Origin of the sequence: Amycolatopsis sp. WQ 127309 (assembly GCF_023023025.1) — a bacterium.
In the GTDB taxonomy this organism is placed as follows: domain Bacteria; phylum Actinomycetota; class Actinomycetes; order Mycobacteriales; family Pseudonocardiaceae; genus Amycolatopsis.
Map to the genome: position 1 here is coordinate 3,141,307 of NZ_CP095481.1, position 18,516 is coordinate 3,159,822.

Sequence of the window (18,516 nt, forward strand, 5' to 3'; positions counted from 1 at the left end):
CGGTCGGCCGGTCGGAAAGACTGTGGGTGGTGCACATGGAAGGCCCCTGGGGTACGTCGGACGCGGCTAGGCGTCACGAGACGTGAAAGAGTCACGGATTACGTACTTAAGCAGGGAAAACACTACGCGTTATCAGCGTGGACGTCCGGCAAGTTGATCTTGTTTTGGACGCAGTTCTCCCCGGTTGCCCGGTCGGGTCAGTCGGGGGAGGTGGTGGGCAGGGCGGCTTCGCGCCCCGCGCCGTCGACGTCGTGGTCGCGGCTGGCTCCGATGAGCTTCAGCTGCGTGGTGGTCACGTCGTCGGAGTGCACCGCGAACTGCGGGCGGGCGCCACCGGGGCCGTCGTGGCCCGGGGCGGCGCTGCTGGCCGGCGCGCTCGGCGCCGACGTCCCGCCGGGGAGGCCGGGAAGACCGGGGGTGGAGTCGCCGCCGTCGCGTGCGTGGACGCCGGAATCGCGCGGCTGCTCCTGGTGGACGGCGGGCAGCGCGTTCTGCACCTCGACCAGGTGCACCACGGCGGTGCGGGTCTGGGTTTCTTCCGTCGCGGCGACCGGCGTCGACGTCGGCGTCGGCGTCGCGGCGGACGTGGTCTCGGTGGCGGGGGTCGTCACCTGCGTGACGACGCCGCTCACGGCGTCGGGCACCGTCGCCGTGACGCCACCCGAGTTCGACCCGCCGTTGAGGACCGGGTCCAGGATGTCGTCGAGCGGGAGCAGCACCGGCGCGTCCGGGTTGTCCGCGGGCGGCTGGGTGAGCGGCGCCAGCACCGTGTGGCTGAGCGTGTCGGTGACGGCGGCGACGGTGTGCGTGACCGCGCCGACGGTGTCCGTGACGGTGGTGAGCGTCCCGCCGACGACGTTGAGGACGCCGCCGACGAGCCCGCCGAGCAGACCACCGGACGATGTGGCCGCGGTGGTCTTCTTGGCCGAGGGCGCTTCGTCGGTCTGGACGTCCTTCGTGGACTGTTGCTTCGCGCTGACCTTTGCCAGGCTCTGCTGCTGGACCGACTGCTTCGTCTCCGCTGCGGGCGTCTCGTCCGTCTGCGTTTCGTCTGTTTTGGTGCCGTCATCGGACTTCGGCTGCTGCGCGCAGGTGGCGGCGCCGTTGTCCCGGTGGCTCGTGCGGTGGTGGCCGTGCTTGCCGTGCTCCACAGTGGACTCCGAAGAGCGGGACACCGAGGAGTGCGGGCAGGACGACGTCGCCGTCTCGGCGGCGGAAGCGGTGTTGCCGGCCAGTGCGGCGCCGAGCAGCCAGCCGGCCAGCGTCAGCCCGCCGGCGAGCAGGATCCGGGCCGCGGGCCGAGGGAGCGCTGCCGCCCACGGGCGCGGAGCGCGCATCCGCGAAGGGGTTTCACCGGCTGTGAACGCGGGCCGCGCCGGGGCGCCGGGGCGCACGAATACCGTGTCACTCACCGCCACCACCACCATCCGCGCCTGAGGCTCTCGCGATACCCGCTCGAGTCTGATCTTGCTGGGGTCTTTCTCCGGCCAGGTCGCAGATCCCCCGGGGCTGCACTCTTTCTAGCACCGCTCGGGAGTCTTTCACCTCTCCCGCGTTCTATCCAGCCCGTAAGGCGGAACGGCCCTACCGGGCAAGGTATCTACGGCCGACGAGTTGATCACTCTCAGTGCCGTTCGGACGCCTCTCTGCGGCCATTCGGACGAGTGCCGGAGTTGGGCCCATTCGGCGTTGACCTGATGTTTTCGTGGCACGGGTCGCGGACCGTGCCCAAGCGGTCGCACTGGGTGCGTGTTCGCCGATTTCGACGAACCGATCAGCATGTTTCCGAATTGTGAGACGGCAGGCTGCGGTCCGTGACCGTCGGCGGCCGGACGGCGGCGTTCGCGCGCTTCCGGCAGTGGCGGAGCGTCACGAAGCGATGCGGCATGTGAGGGACTCGCGTCTGCGCCGCCGCGGAAGCTTCGCCGTCGGACGTCAGACCAGTTTGCGCAACCGGGTGATGGCCTCGTCGATGACGTCGTTGCGCTTGCAGAACGCGAAACGCAAAAGATGTTTCCACTCGTCCGGGTGATCGGTGAACACCTTGACGGGCACCGCGGCGACCCCGACCCGGCCGGGCAGCTCCCACGCCAGATCGGCCGCGTCCGTGAAACCGAGCGGCCGGACGTCGACGCAGACGAAGTAGGTGCCCGCCGTCGGCCGCACGGTGAACCCGGCGTCGGCGAGCCCGGCCGAAAGCCGGTCGCGCTTCTCCTGCAGGCTCGCGCGCAGCCCGTCGACCCACGGCAGTTCGTGGTCGAGCGCGTGCGCGACGGCCGGCTGCAGCGGCCCGCCGGAGACGAAGGTGATGAACTGCTTCGCCGCCTTGACCGCGGCGACCAGCTCGGGCGTCGAGCAGACCCAGCCGATCTTCCAGCCGGTGCAGTTGAACGTCTTGCCCGCGCTGGAGATGCTCACGGTCCGCTCCCGCATGCCGGGCAGCGTGGCGAGCGGGACGTGTTCCGCGTCGTCGAACACCAGGTGCTCGTAGACCTCGTCCGTGATCGCGATCAGGTCGTGCTCGACGCAGAGCGCGGCCAGCGCCTCGAGCTCGGCGCGGGTGAACACCGTGCCGGTCGGGTTGTGCGGCGAGTTGACGAGGATCGCCCGGGTCCGCGGCGTGACGGCGGCCCGCAGCCCGTCGACGTCGAGGCCGAACCGGCCGTCCTCGCGTTCGACGAGCCCGACGACCCGGCGCTGGGCGCCGGCCATCGCGACCGCGGCGGCGTAGGAGTCGTAGTACGGCTCGATGACGACGACCTCGTCGCCGGCCTCGGTCAGCGCGATGAGCGTCGCCGTGATGGCCTCGGTGGCGCCCGCGGTGACCAGGATCTCCGTGTCCGGGTCGTACTCGGTGCCGTAGCGCAGCCGGTGCCGCGCGATGGCCGCGCGCAGCTCGGGGCGGCCGGGCCCCGGCGGGTACTGGTTCGCGCCGCCGAACAGGGCGTTCTTGGCCGCGTCGAGCATGCCGGCGGGTCCGTCGGTGTCCGGGAAGCCCTGGCCGAGGTTGACCGCGTCGTGCTTGACGGCCAGCGCCGTCATCTCGGCGAAGATGGTCGACGTGAAGGGCCGCAGCCGGGGGACGAGAGCAGGTTCGCGCACGATCAGCGATCCTCGCGGACAATGGTGGTGTGGAGCAACTGACCCCCGCCAAGGTGACCCCGGCCGATCCGCCGGGCGGCGCAGCCGGTGAAGCGGAAAAGCGGCGCGCGCTGCGCAAGATGAAGCTGGTCGCGCTGTCGTTCCTGATCGGCGCCACCGTCGTGTTCCTGCTGGCCAGCTGGGCGCAGTCCAGCGGCTGGGCGGGCTGGGTCGGCTACGTGCGGGCCGCGGCCGAGGCCGGCATGGTCGGCGCGCTGGCGGACTGGTTCGCCGTCACGGCGCTCTTCCGGCACCCGCTCGGCCTGAAGATCCCGCACACGGCGATCATCCCGAACAAGAAGGACGCGCTGGGCAACAGCCTCGGCGAGTTCGTCGGGTCCAACTTCCTCTCCGAGGAGGTCATCCGCGACAAGCTCAAGCGCGTCGAGATCGCCCGCCGCCTGGGCGCGTGGGTCGCGCAGGAGGACAACGCCGAGCGCGTGACGTCCGAGCTGGCCACGATGGTCCGGGCCGCGGTCCGGGTCCTCCGCGACGAAGACGTCCAGGCGATCATGGAGCAGGCCGTCGCGCGGCGGATCATCGACAAGCCGTGGGGCCCGCCGCTGGGCAAGATCCTGCAGGGCGTCTTCGCCGACGGCGCGCACCACAAGCTCGTGGACCTGATGTGCGACCAGGCCTACGAATGGGTGCGCGAGAACCACACGACGATGCTGCGTGTGGTGTCCGACCGGGCGCCGAGCTGGTCGCCGAAGTTCGTCGACGAGATGCTCGCGGACAAGGTCTACGGCGAGGTGCTCTCGTTCGCGTGGGCGGTCAAGACCGACGTCAACCACCCGATGCGCTTGGCGCTGGACAAGTTCCTCGGCGAGTTCGCACAGGACCTGCAGACCAACCCGGACGTGATGGCCCGCGCCGAGCAGGTCAAGGGCCAGATCGTGCACCACGAAGAGGTGCAGCGGCTGATCGGCTCGGCCTGGAGCACGGCCAAGGAGATGCTCCTCAACGCGGCGGAGGACCCGTCGAGCGAACTGCGCCGGCGCGTCCGCCTGGGCCTGATGTCCCTGGGCACGCGCTTGGTCGAGGACGACCAGATGCGCGGCAAGGTGGACGGCTGGGTCGAGGGTGGCGCGGTGTACCTGGTGAAGAACTACTCCCAGGAGATCACCACGATCATCACGGACACGGTGGAGCGCTGGGACGCCGAGGAGACGTCCCGCAAGATCGAGCTCCAAGTGGGCCGTGACCTGCAGTTCATCCGCATCAACGGCACCGTCGTGGGCGCGCTCGCCGGGCTCGTCATCTACGCCGTGGCGGAGCTGCTGTTCTGACGGCCGTTCCGTATACCACACCCGAGAGAGGTTCAAACCAGTTGTCCACAGGAAGCTGAGTTATCCCCCGGGTTATCCACAACTTTTCACGGTGATGGCCTAACGGCTGTCCACAACGTGTGGGGGCAACCCCGCCCGGGCCGTGGATATGTGGTGCTGGTGTGGCGAGTTGTCCACAGCTGGTCGGGGGTCGACCGCTCGGATGAGAGTCTCAACCAGTGGCCGCGCGCGCCCGCCAGCCGCGCGCCTTCTCGCGGTTGCCGCAGACGCGCATCGAGCACCAGGTCCGCGACCGGTTGCGCGACTCGTCGTAGAACGCCCACAGGCACGTGTCGGCGGGGCAGATCTTCAGCCGGATCCAGTCGCCGCGCACGACCAGGCGGGTGCAGGCGGCGAACACCGCGCCGACGACGTCGTCCGCCATCAGCGCCGGGCCGGCGTCGGTGAGGGAGATCCGGGTGCCCACGTCGACGCTGCCGCCGGGCAGCCGCGGATCGCCGATCGAGGCCCGCAGCGCGTCCCGCGCCGCACGGGCCTCGGCGGCCGGATTGGCCGTCAGCGCGTGCCCGGCGGCCCACTCGCGCCACGGCCCGGGCTGTTCGAGCAGGTCCGCGCCCTCTTCGACGTTGACCGTGTTGAGGAACTCCACCACGAGGGAAGCGTCGGTGTGCACCGAACCAGTGTACGGCGGAAGGTGGTTGCACCCTCGTGCGCTAACCCACATAATTCGTTCACTGGTTATCCGTGATCGAAGGGAGCGACGATGGGTGCGGTACCGACGCTGGGTGTGGTGGCCATCGACTGCCCCGACCCGGTGGCCCTGGCCGGGTTCTACCGGGCGGTGCTGGACTGGGGCGCACCCGACGTCTCCGACGACGGCCACTGGGTGACGCTGCCCAACCCGGCCGGCGGCGCGGGCATCGCGTTCCAGCGGGTGCCCGACTACCGGCCGCCGGCGTGGCCGTCCGCGGACAACCCGCAGCAGATGCACCTCGATCTCGAGGTCACGGACATGGAAGCGGCGCACGCGCGCGTGCTGGATCTGGGCGCGAAGCTCCTGGACGACAAGCCGAAGGGGTTCCGCGTCTACGCCGATCCGGTGGGCCACCCGTTCTGCCTCTGCGCCTGCTGAGCCGAACATGCGTAGTCTCGGATGAGTGATTTGTCCGAAGTGTCAGAACCAGATGCGAACCGTGGACAAGAACGGCGTCCACATCGACCAGTGCGAGGGCTGCCGCGGGATCTTCCTGGACCGCGGTGAGCTCGAAGCCATCGCCGGTGCGGAAACCTCCTTCTACGGCGGCCAGCAGCCACCGCCGTACGGCGGGGCGGCTCCGCAGTATGGCGGGGCGGCCCCGCAGTACGGCCGGTCCGACTCGCCGCGCCCGTACCGGGGTGGCGGCTACCCGGACTCGCCGAAGGGGTACCGCGGCGGCGGTTACTCGGACTCGCCGCGGCCGCACCGCGGCGGGTATTCGGATTCGCCGAGGCCGCACGGCCACGGCCACCGCAAGCGCGGCTTCCTCGAGAACCTCTTCGACTGAAGTGGCGCTCGACCTGCGGATCTGCCCGTCGTGCGGCGACCGGGCAGACCGCCCGGTCGCCGTCGGCGCGGAACTTTCGTGCGTCCGGTGCGGACATCGGTGGCCGTTTCGCCGGCTGCCGCTGTTCGCGCTGACGGGCCCCAGCGGCGCCGGCAAGTCGACGGTGGGACCCCTGCTGACGTCACGCTTCGCGGGCGAAGTGGTGGTGCTGGAGCAAGACGTCTTATGGGCGGACGCCCTGCGCGGCGACATCCGCGCGTTCCGCGGGGCCTGGCTCCGGATGGCGGCGATGCTGCACCAGAACGGCCGCCCGGTGGTCCTGTGCGGCACGGTCGCGCCACCGGAGCTGGAGCCGCTGCCGGAACGAGTGTTCTTCAGCGAGATCCACTACCTGGCCCTGGTCGGTTCGGCGGAGTCCCTGCGCCGCAGGCTGCGCGCGCGCCCGGCATGGCGCGAGTGGGACGAGCCGCGGATCGAGGAGATGCTGGAGTTCAACGACTGGCTCCAGAAGTCGGCACCGGAACTGGGCGTGGAGATCTTCGACACCACAGACGTCCCACCGGAAGCAACGGCGGACCACGCGGAGAAGTGGATCCGGTCCCACCTGCCGGGTAGCCGGATTGAGCGCGACTGAGCGCGGCTGTCAAGTCCGCCATCCACAGGCCGAAAGTTGTCCACAGATTTCCGCACCCCCCGTTTTCGCAGGTCGGTAGCGATACGCTGGGATCGGGGACGCCCCCCTGGGATGGGTGGGGGCCGCCCTGCGGCGGGTCGCTCTTTCTCGGCGCGACCTGAGCGGGAAACGTCAGATGGCGGTCTGCTGCCGTCGAGGCTTTGGCGTGAGCAGGGCTGGGGGCCGGTGCAGATCGCGGGCTCGTCGCCACGCCCGGCGCGGCCGGTTCCCGCCGTCGGCCCCGGCCTGGTGAACCCGCGCCGGCCGGGTCGGTCCGGCTGCGGCTTTGAGGTGGGCTGCTCCGGTCAGGTGAACTGCTGTTGGCGTGAGCCGCGGCTTTCGGGGCGAGCTGCTGCGGCGTGAGCTGCGGTTCGTTGCGGGCGTGGGCTGCGTCGGCGTGAGCCGCTGCCTTCGGGGTGGGCTGCTCCTGTCGGCGTGAACTGCCGTTGCGTGAGTTGCGGCCTTTGCGGCGGGCTGTTCCGGGTGCGCGATGGCGTCAATCGAGGAGTTCGCGGTGCCGAGCAAGGGGCCGTACGGGGCCGGGGCGGATGGCGGTCCCGATGAACTGCTGTGGCGTGGGCCGTGGCCTCTGCGGTGGGCTGCTCCAGTCGGGGCGAACTGCTGTTGGCGTGAGCTGCGGCCTTCGAGGGCGTGGGCGGCGTCAGCGCGACCCGCGGTGTCGGCGTGGCGCGTCAGGCCAGCGGCCAGGTGGGGCCGTCCGGGGCGTCGAGCCAGAACTCCTGGCGCTCGCCGGTCACCGTCACCCCGAAGCGGTCGCGGTCGGGCTTGTCCAGCTCGCACCACTCCACGTACGCCGCTTCGGCGACCTCCCACAGCGCTCGCGGGCCGCCCTGGGCGACCTCGTTCGCGCCGGCGCGTTTGCGGTGGCGGACCCAGGAGCCGTCCGGGTGCACCAGCGCCAGGCCGGCCTCACCCGGGCCGCCCGCGGTGTTCGGGTCGAGGCCGTCGTGCTCGCGCACCGCCCGGACGCCCGGCAGCGACAGCCCGGCGAAGAACTCGAACTGCTTGCGCGGCTGGAGCACCATCGACATCGGCAGCCGCGTCTGCTCCCAGTCGTCGCGCGACGGCATCGGCAGCGGGTCCGCCTCCGGCAGCCGGTGCGCGCGAAGCGGCATGAAACGGCCATCGCGCGCGAGGACCGGGCCCTGCCCGGTGCCGTCCTCACCCACGACGAGCCGGACCAGCCCGGCCCCGATCGGCCGGTTCAGCGTCGTCACGATCAGCCCGCCCGGCACCGTTTGCTCCAGCCACACCGGCGGGATCGACGTCACCGACGCCGTGCACAGCACCCGGTCGAAGACGGTCCCCGCCGGGAAACCGAGCGCGCCGTCGCCGACCGCGCAAGAGGGTCGGTAGCCCGCCTCGGCCAGCCGCTCGCGCGCGGCGGCGGCGAGCACCGGGTCGATGTCCACTGTGGACACCTGGCCGGCGCCACAGCGGTGGCTGAGCAGCGCGGCGTTGTACCCGGTGCCGGTGCCGATCTCGAGCACGCGGTGCCCGTCCCGCACCCGCAGCTCTTCGAGCATGATCGCCATGATCGCGGGCATGCTCGACGAGCTCGTGGGCGTGCCCGTCACCGGGCCGGTGGTCCGGGCGAGCTCCCAGCGGCCGGGATCGTCGTCCAGCTGCGTGACCAGGACGTCGCGTGAGTAGACGGCCTCCAGCCACCCCGGGTCGCCCCGGTCGACCGCCGCCCACAGCCCGCCCGCCCGCGTGAAGAACCGCGGCAGGAAGACGTGGCGGGGCACCGCGCGGAACGCGGCGATCCATTCCGGGGCGTGCAGGACGTCCTCGTCGAGCAGCAGCTCGACGAGCCGTCGCCGCAGCCGGCCCGAGCTCGTCATGGGACCACGTTAGCGGTGAGCACCACCACACCCGATGTGCAAGCAGGGTGCTTGCAATAGCTAGCACGCGCGCGTAGCGTCATTGGTGTCGCAAGGAGGTGACCGGATGACAGAAACCGGTGGGACGCAGCCAGGATCCGGCAGCCCCATGGAGAAGGTCGCGGACCTCGCTTCCGACATCGGCGAGTACATCCGCCAGCAGCGCAACACCGCGAAGATCTCGTTGCGCCAGCTGTCGAAGCTCGCCGGAGTGTCCAACCCGTACCTGAGTCAGATCGAGCGCGGGGTGCGCAAGCCCAGCGCCGAGATCCTGCAGCAAATCGCCAAGGGGCTGCGCATTTCAGCTGAAGCGCTGTATGTGCAGGCCGGGATCCTCGATCTGCCGACGGGCGGTCCGGTGGGCGACGCGATTCGCGCCGACGCCGAGCTGACCGAGCGGCAGAAGCAGGTCCTGCTCGACGTCTTCGAGTCCTTCCGACGGGAGAACGCCGCGGCACGGCCGGCCGCCGAATCCCCCACCGCAGACACCACAGACACCTCGCCAGCCGCAGACACCAAGAAGGAGTCAGCATGACCACCCCCAAGACCGAAGACGTCAAGAAGGCCGTCAACACCGCCCTCGACCAGGTCCGCACCCCGCTGCTCGCCGCGCTCGGCGCCGGCAACCTGGCCGGCCAGGCCGTCACCGACGCCGTGGCCAAGGCCCGCGAGAACGTGGCCAAGAGCAGCGAGAGCGCCCGCAAGAACCTGCAGGAGCTGCCGACCGACGTCGAGAGCCTCCGCGAGAAGCTGGACCCGGCCGAGCTGCGCAAGGTCATCGACGAGTACACCGAGGCCGCGCTGAAGCTGTACAACAAGCTGGCCGAGTCGGGCGAGCAGGCGTGGGACAAGTTCTCCGCGCAGCCGCAGGTCAAGAAGGCCATTGAGCAGCTCGAAGAGGCCCTCACCACCGCGCAGGGCCAGGTCGAGGACGTCACCACCGACGTCCGCGAGCGCGTCGACGGCGTGCTGTCGACCTTCACCAAGCGCACCCGCTCGGTCGGCGAGAAGACCGCCCGCAAGGTGACCGAGGTCGCCGGCGAAGCCGCCGAGGCCGTCGAGGAGCTGGGTGACGACGTCGCCCACGAGACCCGCTCGGTGTCCCGCAAGGTCGCGAACAAGACGGCTCCGAAGACGGCCGCCCCGGCCCGCCGGACCACCACGACGACCACCAGCACCGCTGCGAAGAAGCCGGTCGCGCCGAAGACCGACAAGTAAAAACGCCGTGAACACCCGGCCCCGCCATCGGACCTCCGGTGGCGGGGCCGGGGTCGTTCGGGCGGTTTGCCGTAAGCTGTGGCTGTGCTAGTTGCCTACTGGATCCTCGAAGTCATCCACTGGGGCAGCGCGCTGGTCGGGCTCTTCGCCTTCGTGCACGCGTTGCTGCAGCGTGCCGACGCCTATTCGGCCGCCGACCGCAAGACCAAGCCCATCTGGATGCTGATCACCGGCGGCTCGACGCTCGCCATGGCGCTGTTCAGCGTGATGGGCCCGGGGATGATCTTCTGGGTGCCCGCGATGGCCGCGGCGCTCGTCTACATCGTGGACGTCCGCCCCAAGCTCATCGAGGTCCAGCGCGGTGGCTCCAACTGGTGAGCTCCTTCCCGCCCCCGTCGCTCTCGGCGGGGGCGCTGTTTTAATGGGGTCGTGACCTGGACCATCGCCGGGAGCCTGACTGTCGTTCCCGCCCCCACGCGTACTGACCTCCTCGCCGAGCCTGTCGCCAAGGCGCTGGCCGCGCTCGCCGAGCCGGATGCCATCGGCGTCACCGAAATCGACCCTTCGCTGGCCGACACGGCCGCCTTCTGCGAGGCCTACGGCTCGCCGCTGACGGCGTCCGCCAACTGCGTCGTCGTCGCCGGCAAGCGCTCCGGCGAAGTCCGCTTCGCCGCCGCGCTCGTGCTCGCGACGACCCGCGCCGACGTCAACGGCGTGATCAAGCGCCGCCTCGACGTCCGCAAGGCGTCGTTCGCGCCGATGGACGAAGCCGTCTCACTCACCGGGATGGAGTACGGCGGCATCACGCCCGTCGGCCTGCCCGCCGAGTGGCCGATCCTGATCGACAAGGCCGTCGCCGACGCGCCCGAGCTGGTCATCGGCAGCGGGATCCGCGGCAGCAAGCTGCTGATCGCCGGCGCCGCGCTGGCCGCGCTGCCCGGGGCCGAGGTCATCGAGGGTCTCGCGCAGTGACGTCGGTCTGGCTCCGGTACCTGACCGGCGCCGACATCGATTCGCTCGGTGTCACGGACGCGGACATCGTCGGCGCGGTCGAGGACGTGCTCGGCGACCACGGCCGCGGCCAGGTCGTCTTCGAGCCGCGCACGCACCTCGTGCCGGACAACGGCGGCAAGGGCCACTTCAACATCCTTCGTGGCCACCTGTCGGCGAAGCAGGTCAGTGGCGTCAAGGTCGTCGGTGACTTCGTGGGGAACTTCGAACGGGGCCTCCCTTCGGAAATGGCATTGATCCTGCTGCTGGACCCGGACACCGGCATGCCGCGGGCGATCGTCGACGGCACGATGATCACCGAAGCCCGCACCGGCGCGATGACCGCCGTCGGCGCGAAGTACCTCGCCCGCCCGGACTCACGGGTGCTCGGGCACATCGGCGCCCGCGGTACCGCTTGGTGGAACGTCGTGCTCCTCGACTCGTTGTTCGACTTCGCCGAGATCCGCGTGACCAGCAAACGCCCGGAGTCACGTGAGGACTTCGGCCGCCGGCTGTCCGAGCGGCTCGGCAAGGACGTCCGCGTCTGCGCCACGGCCGAGGAGACCCTGGACGGCGCGGACATCCAGGTCGAGGCCTCCCGGCTGGTCGAACCCGAGGCGCTGGTGCGCCGCGAGTACCTCCGGCCGGGCACCTTCCTGGTGCCCTACGGCACGATCAGCGCGCTGGAGCTCACGCTGCTCGACGACATCGACAAGGTCGTCGTCGACGACTGGCGCGAATCGCAGTCCGGCAACCCGCGATTCGGCGCCCTGCGCCCGCAGCTCAACGCCGGCCTCCTCACCGCGGACGGGGTCCACGCCGAGATCGGCGACATCGTGGCGGGCAAGAAGCCCGGCCGCGAGCACGACGCCGAGCGGATCCTGTTCTGGCACCGCGGACTGTCCACAACGGACGTCGCGGTGGCGAACATGATCCTGGCCCGTGCCGAGGCTTCCGGCGTCGGCACCATGCTGCCGTACCGATGATCGTCACCGGAAGCGATTTCGCCGACGGTGAACGGTTGGTTCTGACCAAACCGCTGGTAGAAGCCCTGAAAGCGCGTCGGGACGAGGTCTTGGCGGCCCTCCGAAAGGGTGAAAACCCGGTGTACGGCGTCAACACCGGGATGGGCCGCCTCGCGGGCGTCGCGCTCGACGCGCGGCAGCAGGCCGAACACCAGCGCAACCTGCTGATCGGCCGCGCCGTCGGCGGCCAGCCGTGGTTGCCGCCGGAAGACGTCCGTGCGCTGCTTGTGGTGCGGCTGCGCGACTTCCTGCGCCCGTGGTCGGGCGTGAGCCCGGACCTGGTGCAGTTCCTGGTCGACCGCCTGAACGACGGTTTCACCCCGGCGATTCCGCGCACCGGACTCGGCAGTTCTGGCGAGATCATCCCGCTGTCGCACGCTTTCCAGACATTCCTCGGGATCGGCACGGTCCTCGAGGACGGCGTCGAGACGCCCGCGGCCGAGGCGCTCGCCGCGCGTGGCGCCGCGCCTTATGTCCTCGGCCCGAAGGAAGGCGCGTCGCTGATCCAGGGATCTCCACTGGCCGTGACGCACGCGCAGCGCGGCTGGGCGGAGGCGCGACGGCTGATTCGCCTGCAGACGCTGACAGCGGCGTTCGCGATCGACGTCCTCGGCGCACCCCCCGCGGTGTTCGCACCGGTCATGGCCGGCGGTGACGACCACCTGCGGCGCCTGCTGGAAGAACTGAACGACCTGGTCAGCGGTGGTTTTGTGCGCCCGGACATCGTCCAGTCGCCGCTCTCGGTGCGGGTCGCGCCGCGCGCCCTGGCGCACGCGGACCGCGTCGCCGCGGACCTGCGCGAGACGTGGCTGCGCTGGGAATCGATGCCCGGGGATTCACCGTCGTTCGTCGACGGCGAGTTCGTGCCGGGCACCGGCTACCACGCGGTCGACCTCGGACTGCGGATGGACGCGCTGACGGCGGCGCTGGTGCACGTCGGCGAAGTGTCGGTGCAGCGGATGCACCGGCTGCTGGACGAGCGCTTCAGCGGTCTCCCGGCGCAGCTCACGGCCGATCCCGGCCCGCGAGCGGGACTGGTGCCGCTGCACAAGCGCGCAGTCGGTGAGTTGCACGCGCTGCGCCGTCTCGCGACTCCCGCGACCCTCGGCTCGATCGACACCTCGGCCGGCCAGGAGGACGTGCAAGCGTTTGCGTGGGCGGCGGGGGAGCAACTGCGTTCGGCCGCGGCGCACCTGTTCGCGATCACGGCGTGCGAGCTGATCACGGGCTCCCAGGCGCGATATCTAGCTGGAGGCGACGGTGCCGCCGGGCTCCGCGAGTCGTACGAATGGGTGCGATCGGTGGTGCCACCGCTGGACGAGGATCGTCCGCTCGGGCCCGAGATCGAGCGCCTGATCGCCGCCTGCCGGGCTGGCTGATCCGGCTGGTTGCCGGGCTTGCGTTGGTCGCGCTGCCGGAGGTCGCCTTGCCGCAGCGGCTGGTCGCCCGTCCGTGGGCCAGCCCTGTGGACCGATTGATCGTCTGGACGAGAAGCTGGGCCTGTCCTGCAGATTGATCGGCTGGACACAGTCCGTCGATTGCCGCTGCTCGCCCCGGTTTCAACGCGCCGAACATCCTTGCCACACAAGGCTTGTCCTCTTCCACTCCCCGCGCGTGGGGGCGCCCCCGGTCTCAACTCTATCGGCCGGCACCGACGTTTTCGGGCCGCGCAAGGGAAATCCACCGAGTTGTCCACAGGTCGATCCCGATGTGGATAACCGCCCCGGATCCGACCCCGAATCGGACAGGCCGCGCATCGCGGCCGCTACGTTCGTTGGTGTGCGCCCTCCGGGGACGCGGACCCCGAGGAAGGAGGGATACGACGGCGGGTCCGGGTGAAGGTGAGGGTGCGCGCATAAGGGCTGAAGCCGAGATCGCGATACAACGGGAGGGCAGCTGGAGACTTCGGATCACCGATCACGGGATACACCACGGCTTCGCGAGCGCCGGCGTCACGCGCTGCGTGCATTGCGGCGAGGCACACCGCGCGGGCCAGACCCAGCCGTCGGAACTCCGGCAAAGTTCCGACGGGCTCCAGCTCGCCGACGGCGTTGCGGTCGTCGAGCCAGATCAGGCACTGGGCGGCGAACCGGCCGTCGGGTGCTTCCACGACCCAGTCCAGGCGGTCGCGGTACGGCCAGGCTCGCATCACGTTGCGGTAGCTCGGTTCGGTCACCCGCGACGGGTGCCACACCGCACGATGCACGGCCACGCGCCGGGCCAGATCGTCCGCACCGACCGGGCGGACGGTGAACCCGCCGGGCACCACCGGTTCCGGCAGATCTTCGAGGAGGCGAGACATATACGACTGGTGAACGGAACTCTCCGGAAGCGCGTAACCGCTTCGCTCCAACGCGGCGATGACATGCTTCTCGGCGTCGAGCACCGTGACAGTGAGCTCGGCGGTGGTGGCGGTGTCCTCGAACCAGCCGAGCACCTCGGACGCGAGTTCGGGGCGCGCCGGATCGACGAGCAGCGCCAGCCCGCCGGGTAGCGAAACCCAGCCCCAGGCGACGACTTCGCGACCCGCTTCCCACAGTACGGTCGGCCACTCGGCTTCGCGGCCCACGTGCTGGAACCGCTGCCACGCGAGATCCCCGACGTGCACCGAACTCGACCGCGACCAGATCCGCTGGGCCAGGCTCTGCATGGCCCGCAGGTCCTCCGGACCGGTGTAGGCGCGGCGCGTGACGGCAGGCATGGGCAGAATCGTCCTGTGCCGCGGCGGCTCCTGCCAAGCGGATTTCCGGAGGGGTGAGGAGTGGACGTCGGGTTGATCGGGCGCGCGGTCGCGATGTTCGCCGTGACGAACGTCGACGACCTGGTGCTGCTCGCGGTGTTCTTCGGCCAGGCGACCGGACGTCGCGGTGAGCTCAAGGTCGTGGCCGGGCAATTCCTCGGCTTCGCGGCGATCTTGGCCGCGTCGGTCGCGGGCGCGCTCGGGGCGGGGCTGCTGCCCGACGGTGCCGTCCGGTGGCTGGGCGTGCTGCCGGTGCTGCTCGGGATCCGCGCGGCTTGGCAGGCGTGGCGCCGGGACGACGACGAACCGGCACCGGCGAGTGGCGTGCTCGCAGTCGCGGCGGTGTGCTTCGCCAACGGCGGCGACAACATCGGCGTGTACGTCCCCGCGTTCGCGACGACCGGACCCGCGGGCCTGGCCGGCTACGGCGTGGTGTTCCTGGCGGGAGTGGCGCTGTGGTGCGTGATCGGCCGCTTCCTCGCGACCCGGCCGACCGTCGCCCGAGCCCTCGCACGCTGGGGGCACGTGGTGCTGCCGGTGGTGCTGATCGCGCTCGGCGTACTGATCCTGACCGGCGCGTTCTAGCCGACGCGACGTCAGGGCGAGGACCACTCCGGCACAGGTGGTTGGTGGGAGGGGAGGGGGAGGGCCCCACCCGGCTGGGAGGAGCGCCGCCCGGCGGGCCGGGTGCTAGTCGCGGCGGGCGTTCTGCAGGGCCAAGCCTCGCGGTGTTGCCAAGCGGGTGAGCAACGCGAACACGCCGTCGCACACCAGGGCCAGGACCACCGCGGCCAGGCCGCCGGCGAAGATCTCGCCGTAGCCCTGGGCTCCCAGGGCGAAGCCGTCGACTATGTAGCGGCCCAAGCCGCCGCCGTCGTTGACGATGGCGCCGATTGCGACCGTGGCGATCAGCTGGAGGAACGACACCCGGGCGCCCGCCAGGATCACCGGGGATGCCAGTGGGAGTTCCAGCTTGAGCATGATCTGCCACTCGCGGTAGCCCGTGCCGCGGGCCGCGTCGACCGTTTCCTGCTCCAGGGACACCACGCCCGCGTACGTGTTGGTGAACAACGGTGGCATCGCCAGGGCGACCAGGGCCAGCAGCAGCGGCCAGAACGTCGTGTCCAGCTCCCAGCGGCTGGCCAGGAACCAGAACAGGATGATCAAGCCGAAGCTCGGGATCGCGCGGCCGATGTTGACCGCGCTGCTCGCGAGGAACGCGCCCCGGCGGTAGTGGGCGAGCCACAGGGCCGCGGGGATCGTCAGCACCGCCGCGATCACCAGCGCGAGGAGGGAGAACCTGAGGTGCTCGAGCGTCCGGTAGGGGATGCCCGCCTTGTCCGTCCAGCTCCAGCGGTTCGGGTCGGACAGCCAGGCGTTCACCTGGTCGAGGAAGCTCATCGCGCCCGCACCTTCCGGGTCCAGGGTGCCAGCAGGCGTTCGCTGAACCACAGCAGCAGATCCACGACCACCGCGAGAACCACCGACAGCCCGACGCCGACGATGATCTCCGTCGGGTTGGGAGTCGCCGTCTGGATGCCCGCGCGGATGAAGTAACCCAAGCCGCCCAGTCCGAGCATCGAGGTGACCGTGACCAGGCCGATGGTCGTCACGGCGGCGACGCGCAGGCCGGCGATCACCACCGGGAGCGCCAGCGGCAGCTCGATCTGCCACAACAGCCGGCCACGTGTGTAGCCCATGCCGATCGCGGCCTCGCGGACCTCGTTGGGCACCTGGTCGACGCCGGTGACGATGTTCCTGATCAGGATGAGCAGCGTGTACGTCGCGAGCGGGATCATCGCGGTCACGAATGTCAGCCCGAAGAACGGCACCAGCACGGCGAACGCGCCCAGGCTCGGGATCACGTACAACGCGCCCGCGGTGCTCAGGATGACGCCGTACGACCAGCGGAACCGCAAGGACAGCACCGCCAGCCCGATCGAGACGACCAGGCCGATGCCGAGCGCGGCGCCCGTGAGCGAGATGTGCTCGACGAAGCGCTGGGCGATGTCGTCGGCGTTGCGATCGATCCAGCGCCACTGGAAGATCGGCGGTCCGCTGTCGGCGGCCAACGGGGTCACCGCGGTCACATGCACCGGCCGACCCTACCCCGATCGGGCGGTGAAATTCCGCAGGCTGGGAATTCTGGCGCTTTTCTCCCAACATGTGGATCCTTGTCGGTGGACAGGGCTAGGGTCCTTTCGTCTGTTCGAGTGACGAGGGAGTGGGGATTCGTGCGCTGGTTCCGGAACGCGTCCGTGATGGCGGTGGCCGTCGCGGCGACGCTCGGTTTGGCCGCCTGTGGGGGTGGCAGCGACAGCAGTGACAAGCCCGCCGCGCCGGGCAAGGGTGGGGCGCCGATCGTCGTGGCGTCCTTCAACTTCACCGACAGCCAGATCCTGGCCGAGATCTACGCGCAGGCGCTGGAGGCCAAGGGCTACCCGGTGACGCGCAAGCTGAACCTGGGCTCGCGCGAGCTGATCTACCCGTCCCTGAAGTCCGGTGAGCTGCAGTTCATCCCGGAGTACCAGGGCGCGGCGATCACGACCGGCTTCGGCAAGGACGCCGGGAAGACGGCGCAGGAGGAGCACGACCAGCTCGCGAAGCTGTTCGAGCCCAGCGGTGTCTCGCTGCTGAACTTCGCCCCGGCCGAGGACAAGAACACCTACATCATCAAGTCCGACCTGGCCAAGGAAAAGGGCATCGCCTCGATCAGCGACCTGAAGAAGCTGGACAAGGTCGTCATGGCGGGCCCGCCCGAGTGCGAGAAGCGCCTGCCTTGCTACCAGGGCTTCAAGGACGTCTACAAGCTGACGAACTCGACCTTCCAGACGATCCAGGAAGCCGGGCCGCGGGTCGAGCAGCTCAAGTCCGGGGCCGTCACGGTGATCCCGGTCGACTCGGTCAGCCCGCTGACCGGTGACTCGAACTACACCGTGCTCAAGGACGACCTGAACATCGTGCCGACTGAGAACGTCGTGCCCGCGGTGAACAAGAAGGTGCTCGACGAGCGCGGTGCCGACTTCGCCACCGCCGTCAACGCGGTGAGCGCGAAGCTGACGACCGACATCATGCGGGACCTTAACAAGCGCGTCGACTCCGACGGCGAGAAGGCCGAAGACGTCGCGAAGGACTGGCTGGCGCAGGCCGGTCTCTGACCCACCGCACGAAGGCCGTCCCGGAAGGGGCGGCCTTCGTCATGCGGGGACTCCGCTGACGACCCAGGCGCGGGCCGACAGCGGGATCGAGCCGTCCGGGTTCGTCGGCAGGCGGCTGCGCAGCAGTTCGCGGACCTGTGAGCGGCGGGCTTCGGGCAACGTCATGAGGTACGTCGGCGCCGGGCCCTGGCCGCCCAGGAACGGCGTCCAGTAGTCGTCGAAGCCCGTGAACACGGTCGGGACCTTGATCTCCTCGACGGACACCGCGTGGAAGCCCGCCTCGGTCCACAGGCGGCCGAGCGGTTCCGGGCGGCACAGCGGGAAGCGGCGGCCCTCGTCGGGCACCGCCGGGTCGAGCTCGGCGGCGGCCTCCCAGAAGTGCCGGATCAGCTGCATGCCCTCGGCGAGGTCCCAGACGTACGCGGCGGCCACGCCGCCCGGCGCCGTCACCCGCGCGATCTCCGCGGCGGCCCGCGCCGGCTCGGGGACGAAGTTGAGGACCAGCCCGGTCACGACGACGTCGAAGCGGTCGTCTTCGAACGGCAGCGAACGCGCGTCGGCGATCTGGAACGTCGCGCGCGGGTCGGTGACGCCGGCGCGGGCGGTCTCCAGGAACTGCTCGGACGGATCGACGCCGACGACTTCCGCGGGGTCGGCCGCGGCCAGCACGGCCGACGTCAGCGCGCCGGTGCCGCAGCCGACGTCGAGCCAGCGGCCGCTCGCCGGGGCGTCGAGCCGCCGGACGAACGTCTCCGCGATCCGCCGGCTCCAGCGCCCGATGTAGGCCTCGTACGCGTCTCCGGCCACCCACATGTCTCCCGCCACGGTGTGAGT

20 protein-coding genes are annotated in these 18,516 nt (G+C 70.4%); 12 read left to right on the plus strand and 8 right to left on the minus strand.

The annotated features are described in order from the left end of the window. Positions 1-197 precede the first annotated feature (197 nt). Together MUY22_RS14585 and MUY22_RS14590 are read right to left on the minus strand one after the other, a co-directional pair. Positions 198-1,412, minus strand: a complete 1,215-nt coding sequence (locus tag MUY22_RS14585) for a hypothetical protein (protein ID WP_247060212.1) — start codon at positions 1,410-1,412, stop codon at positions 198-200. A gap of 523 nt (positions 1,413-1,935) precedes the next feature. Then, positions 1,936-3,102, minus strand: coding sequence for a pyridoxal phosphate-dependent aminotransferase (locus tag MUY22_RS14590; RefSeq protein ID WP_247060213.1), 1,167 nt, complete (start codon positions 3,100-3,102; stop codon positions 1,936-1,938). 29 nt (positions 3,103-3,131) lie between these two features. Between MUY22_RS14590 and MUY22_RS14595 the strand changes: the two genes are divergently transcribed. Beyond that, the gene (locus MUY22_RS14595; protein WP_247060214.1) at positions 3,132-4,430 is read left to right on the plus strand and encodes a DUF445 domain-containing protein; all 1,299 of its coding nucleotides are present in this window, start codon (positions 3,132-3,134) and stop codon (positions 4,428-4,430) included. A gap of 211 nt (positions 4,431-4,641) precedes the next feature. Here the strand turns inward: MUY22_RS14595 and MUY22_RS14600 are convergent, their stop codons facing one another. Then, positions 4,642-5,103, minus strand: a complete 462-nt coding sequence (locus tag MUY22_RS14600) for a CGNR zinc finger domain-containing protein (protein ID WP_247060215.1) — start codon at positions 5,101-5,103, stop codon at positions 4,642-4,644. Between the two features lie 90 nt (positions 5,104-5,193). Between MUY22_RS14600 and MUY22_RS14605 the strand changes: the two genes are divergently transcribed. The 3 genes from MUY22_RS14605 to MUY22_RS14615 are packed head-to-tail and all read left to right on the plus strand — an operon-like array spanning position 5,194 to position 6,608. Then, a complete protein-coding gene (locus tag MUY22_RS14605; RefSeq protein WP_247060216.1) occupies positions 5,194-5,562 on the plus strand; it encodes a VOC family protein in 369 nt (122 codons plus the stop codon). 25 nt (positions 5,563-5,587) lie between these two features. Continuing rightward, the gene (locus MUY22_RS14610) at positions 5,588-5,974 is read left to right on the plus strand and encodes a zf-TFIIB domain-containing protein (RefSeq protein ID WP_305879367.1); all 387 of its coding nucleotides are present in this window, start codon (positions 5,588-5,590) and stop codon (positions 5,972-5,974) included. A gap of 1 nt (position 5,975) precedes the next feature. Beyond that, positions 5,976-6,608, plus strand: coding sequence for a nucleoside kinase (locus MUY22_RS14615; RefSeq protein WP_247060218.1), 633 nt, complete (start codon positions 5,976-5,978; stop codon positions 6,606-6,608). A 731-nt stretch (positions 6,609-7,339) separates the two neighbouring features. On the opposite strand, the gene MUY22_RS14620 is transcribed toward MUY22_RS14615, so the two are convergent. Beyond that, positions 7,340-8,512, minus strand: a complete 1,173-nt coding sequence (locus MUY22_RS14620; RefSeq protein ID WP_247060219.1) for a methyltransferase domain-containing protein — start codon at positions 8,510-8,512, stop codon at positions 7,340-7,342. A gap of 148 nt (positions 8,513-8,660) precedes the next feature. Here MUY22_RS14620 and MUY22_RS14625 point away from each other — a divergent pair, with 148 nt between their 5' ends. From MUY22_RS14625 to MUY22_RS14650, 6 genes are all read left to right on the plus strand, one after another. After that, positions 8,661-9,086: a helix-turn-helix domain-containing protein gene (locus MUY22_RS14625; RefSeq protein ID WP_247060220.1), complete on the plus strand. Its 426-nt coding sequence runs from the start codon at positions 8,661-8,663 to the stop codon at positions 9,084-9,086. Then, a complete protein-coding gene (locus MUY22_RS14630; RefSeq protein ID WP_247060221.1) occupies positions 9,083-9,769 on the plus strand; it encodes a hypothetical protein in 687 nt (228 codons plus the stop codon). Before MUY22_RS14625 ends, MUY22_RS14630 begins: the two co-directional genes overlap by 4 nt. 84 nt (positions 9,770-9,853) lie before the next feature. Beyond that, positions 9,854-10,147 (plus strand): DUF2516 family protein, encoded by a 294-nt coding sequence (locus tag MUY22_RS14635; RefSeq protein ID WP_247060222.1) that lies wholly within the window; start codon positions 9,854-9,856, stop codon positions 10,145-10,147. 51 nt (positions 10,148-10,198) lie between these two features. Beyond that, the gene (locus tag MUY22_RS14640; RefSeq protein ID WP_247060223.1) at positions 10,199-10,741 is read left to right on the plus strand and encodes a YbaK/EbsC family protein; all 543 of its coding nucleotides are present in this window, start codon (positions 10,199-10,201) and stop codon (positions 10,739-10,741) included. Beyond that, positions 10,738-11,745 carry an ornithine cyclodeaminase family protein gene (locus tag MUY22_RS14645; protein ID WP_247060225.1) on the plus strand — a complete coding sequence of 336 codons (1,008 nt, stop codon included), beginning with the start codon at positions 10,738-10,740 and terminating at the stop codon, positions 11,743-11,745. The genes MUY22_RS14640 and MUY22_RS14645 overlap by 4 nt, the downstream gene beginning before the upstream one ends. Beyond that, the gene (locus tag MUY22_RS14650) at positions 11,742-13,163 is read left to right on the plus strand and encodes an aromatic amino acid lyase (RefSeq protein WP_247060226.1); all 1,422 of its coding nucleotides are present in this window, start codon (positions 11,742-11,744) and stop codon (positions 13,161-13,163) included. The genes MUY22_RS14645 and MUY22_RS14650 overlap by 4 nt, the downstream gene beginning before the upstream one ends. A 386-nt stretch (positions 13,164-13,549) precedes the next feature. On the opposite strand, the gene MUY22_RS14655 is transcribed toward MUY22_RS14650, so the two are convergent. Further along, complete coding sequence (locus tag MUY22_RS14655) at positions 13,550-14,485, minus strand: GNAT family N-acetyltransferase (protein ID WP_247060227.1); 936 nt, start codon at positions 14,483-14,485, stop codon at positions 13,550-13,552. 60 nt (positions 14,486-14,545) lie between these two features. On the opposite strand from MUY22_RS14655, the gene MUY22_RS14660 reads away from it, so the two are divergent. Continuing rightward, entirely contained in the window at positions 14,546-15,109 is a 564-nt protein-coding gene (locus tag MUY22_RS14660; protein ID WP_247060228.1) for a cadmium resistance transporter, read from the plus strand. Positions 15,110-15,214: 105 nt separating this feature from the next. Here MUY22_RS14660 and MUY22_RS14665 read toward each other — a convergent pair whose 3' ends face one another. Together MUY22_RS14665 and MUY22_RS14670 are read right to left on the minus strand one after the other, a co-directional pair. Beyond that, on the minus strand, positions 15,215-15,925 hold the full coding sequence (locus MUY22_RS14665; RefSeq protein WP_247060229.1) for an ABC transporter permease: 711 nt from the start codon (positions 15,923-15,925) through the stop codon (positions 15,215-15,217). Then, entirely contained in the window at positions 15,922-16,620 is a 699-nt protein-coding gene (locus tag MUY22_RS14670) for an ABC transporter permease (RefSeq protein ID WP_247060230.1), read from the minus strand. Before MUY22_RS14670 ends, MUY22_RS14665 begins: the two co-directional genes overlap by 4 nt. Before the next feature lie 138 nt (positions 16,621-16,758). On the opposite strand from MUY22_RS14670, the gene MUY22_RS14675 reads away from it, so the two are divergent. Then, a complete protein-coding gene (locus tag MUY22_RS14675) occupies positions 16,759-17,682 on the plus strand; it encodes an ABC transporter substrate-binding protein (RefSeq protein ID WP_247060232.1) in 924 nt (307 codons plus the stop codon). A gap of 39 nt (positions 17,683-17,721) precedes the next feature. Here MUY22_RS14675 and MUY22_RS14680 read toward each other — a convergent pair whose 3' ends face one another. Next, positions 17,722-18,507, minus strand: coding sequence for a class I SAM-dependent methyltransferase (locus MUY22_RS14680; RefSeq protein WP_247060233.1), 786 nt, complete (start codon positions 18,505-18,507; stop codon positions 17,722-17,724). Between the last annotated feature and the right edge of the window lie 9 nt (positions 18,508-18,516).

What these genes read in the sequence shown, in the direction of transcription:
- MUY22_RS14605 (WP_247060216.1), top strand. Translation starts at nt 5,194, where the DNA reads ATGGGTGCGGTACCGACGCTGGGTGTGGTGGCCATCGACTGCCCCGAC.
- MUY22_RS14620 (WP_247060219.1), bottom strand. Translation starts at nt 8,512, where the DNA reads ATGACGAGCTCGGGCCGGCTGCGGCGACGGCTCGTCGAGCTGCTGCTC.
- MUY22_RS14625 (WP_247060220.1), top strand. Translation starts at nt 8,661, where the DNA reads ATGGAGAAGGTCGCGGACCTCGCTTCCGACATCGGCGAGTACATCCGC.
- MUY22_RS14630 (WP_247060221.1), top strand. Translation starts at nt 9,083, where the DNA reads ATGACCACCCCCAAGACCGAAGACGTCAAGAAGGCCGTCAACACCGCC.
- MUY22_RS14650 (WP_247060226.1), top strand. Translation starts at nt 11,742, where the DNA reads ATGATCGTCACCGGAAGCGATTTCGCCGACGGTGAACGGTTGGTTCTG.
- MUY22_RS14655 (WP_247060227.1), bottom strand. Translation starts at nt 14,485, where the DNA reads ATGCCTGCCGTCACGCGCCGCGCCTACACCGGTCCGGAGGACCTGCGG.
- MUY22_RS14665 (WP_247060229.1), bottom strand. Translation starts at nt 15,925, where the DNA reads ATGAGCTTCCTCGACCAGGTGAACGCCTGGCTGTCCGACCCGAACCGC.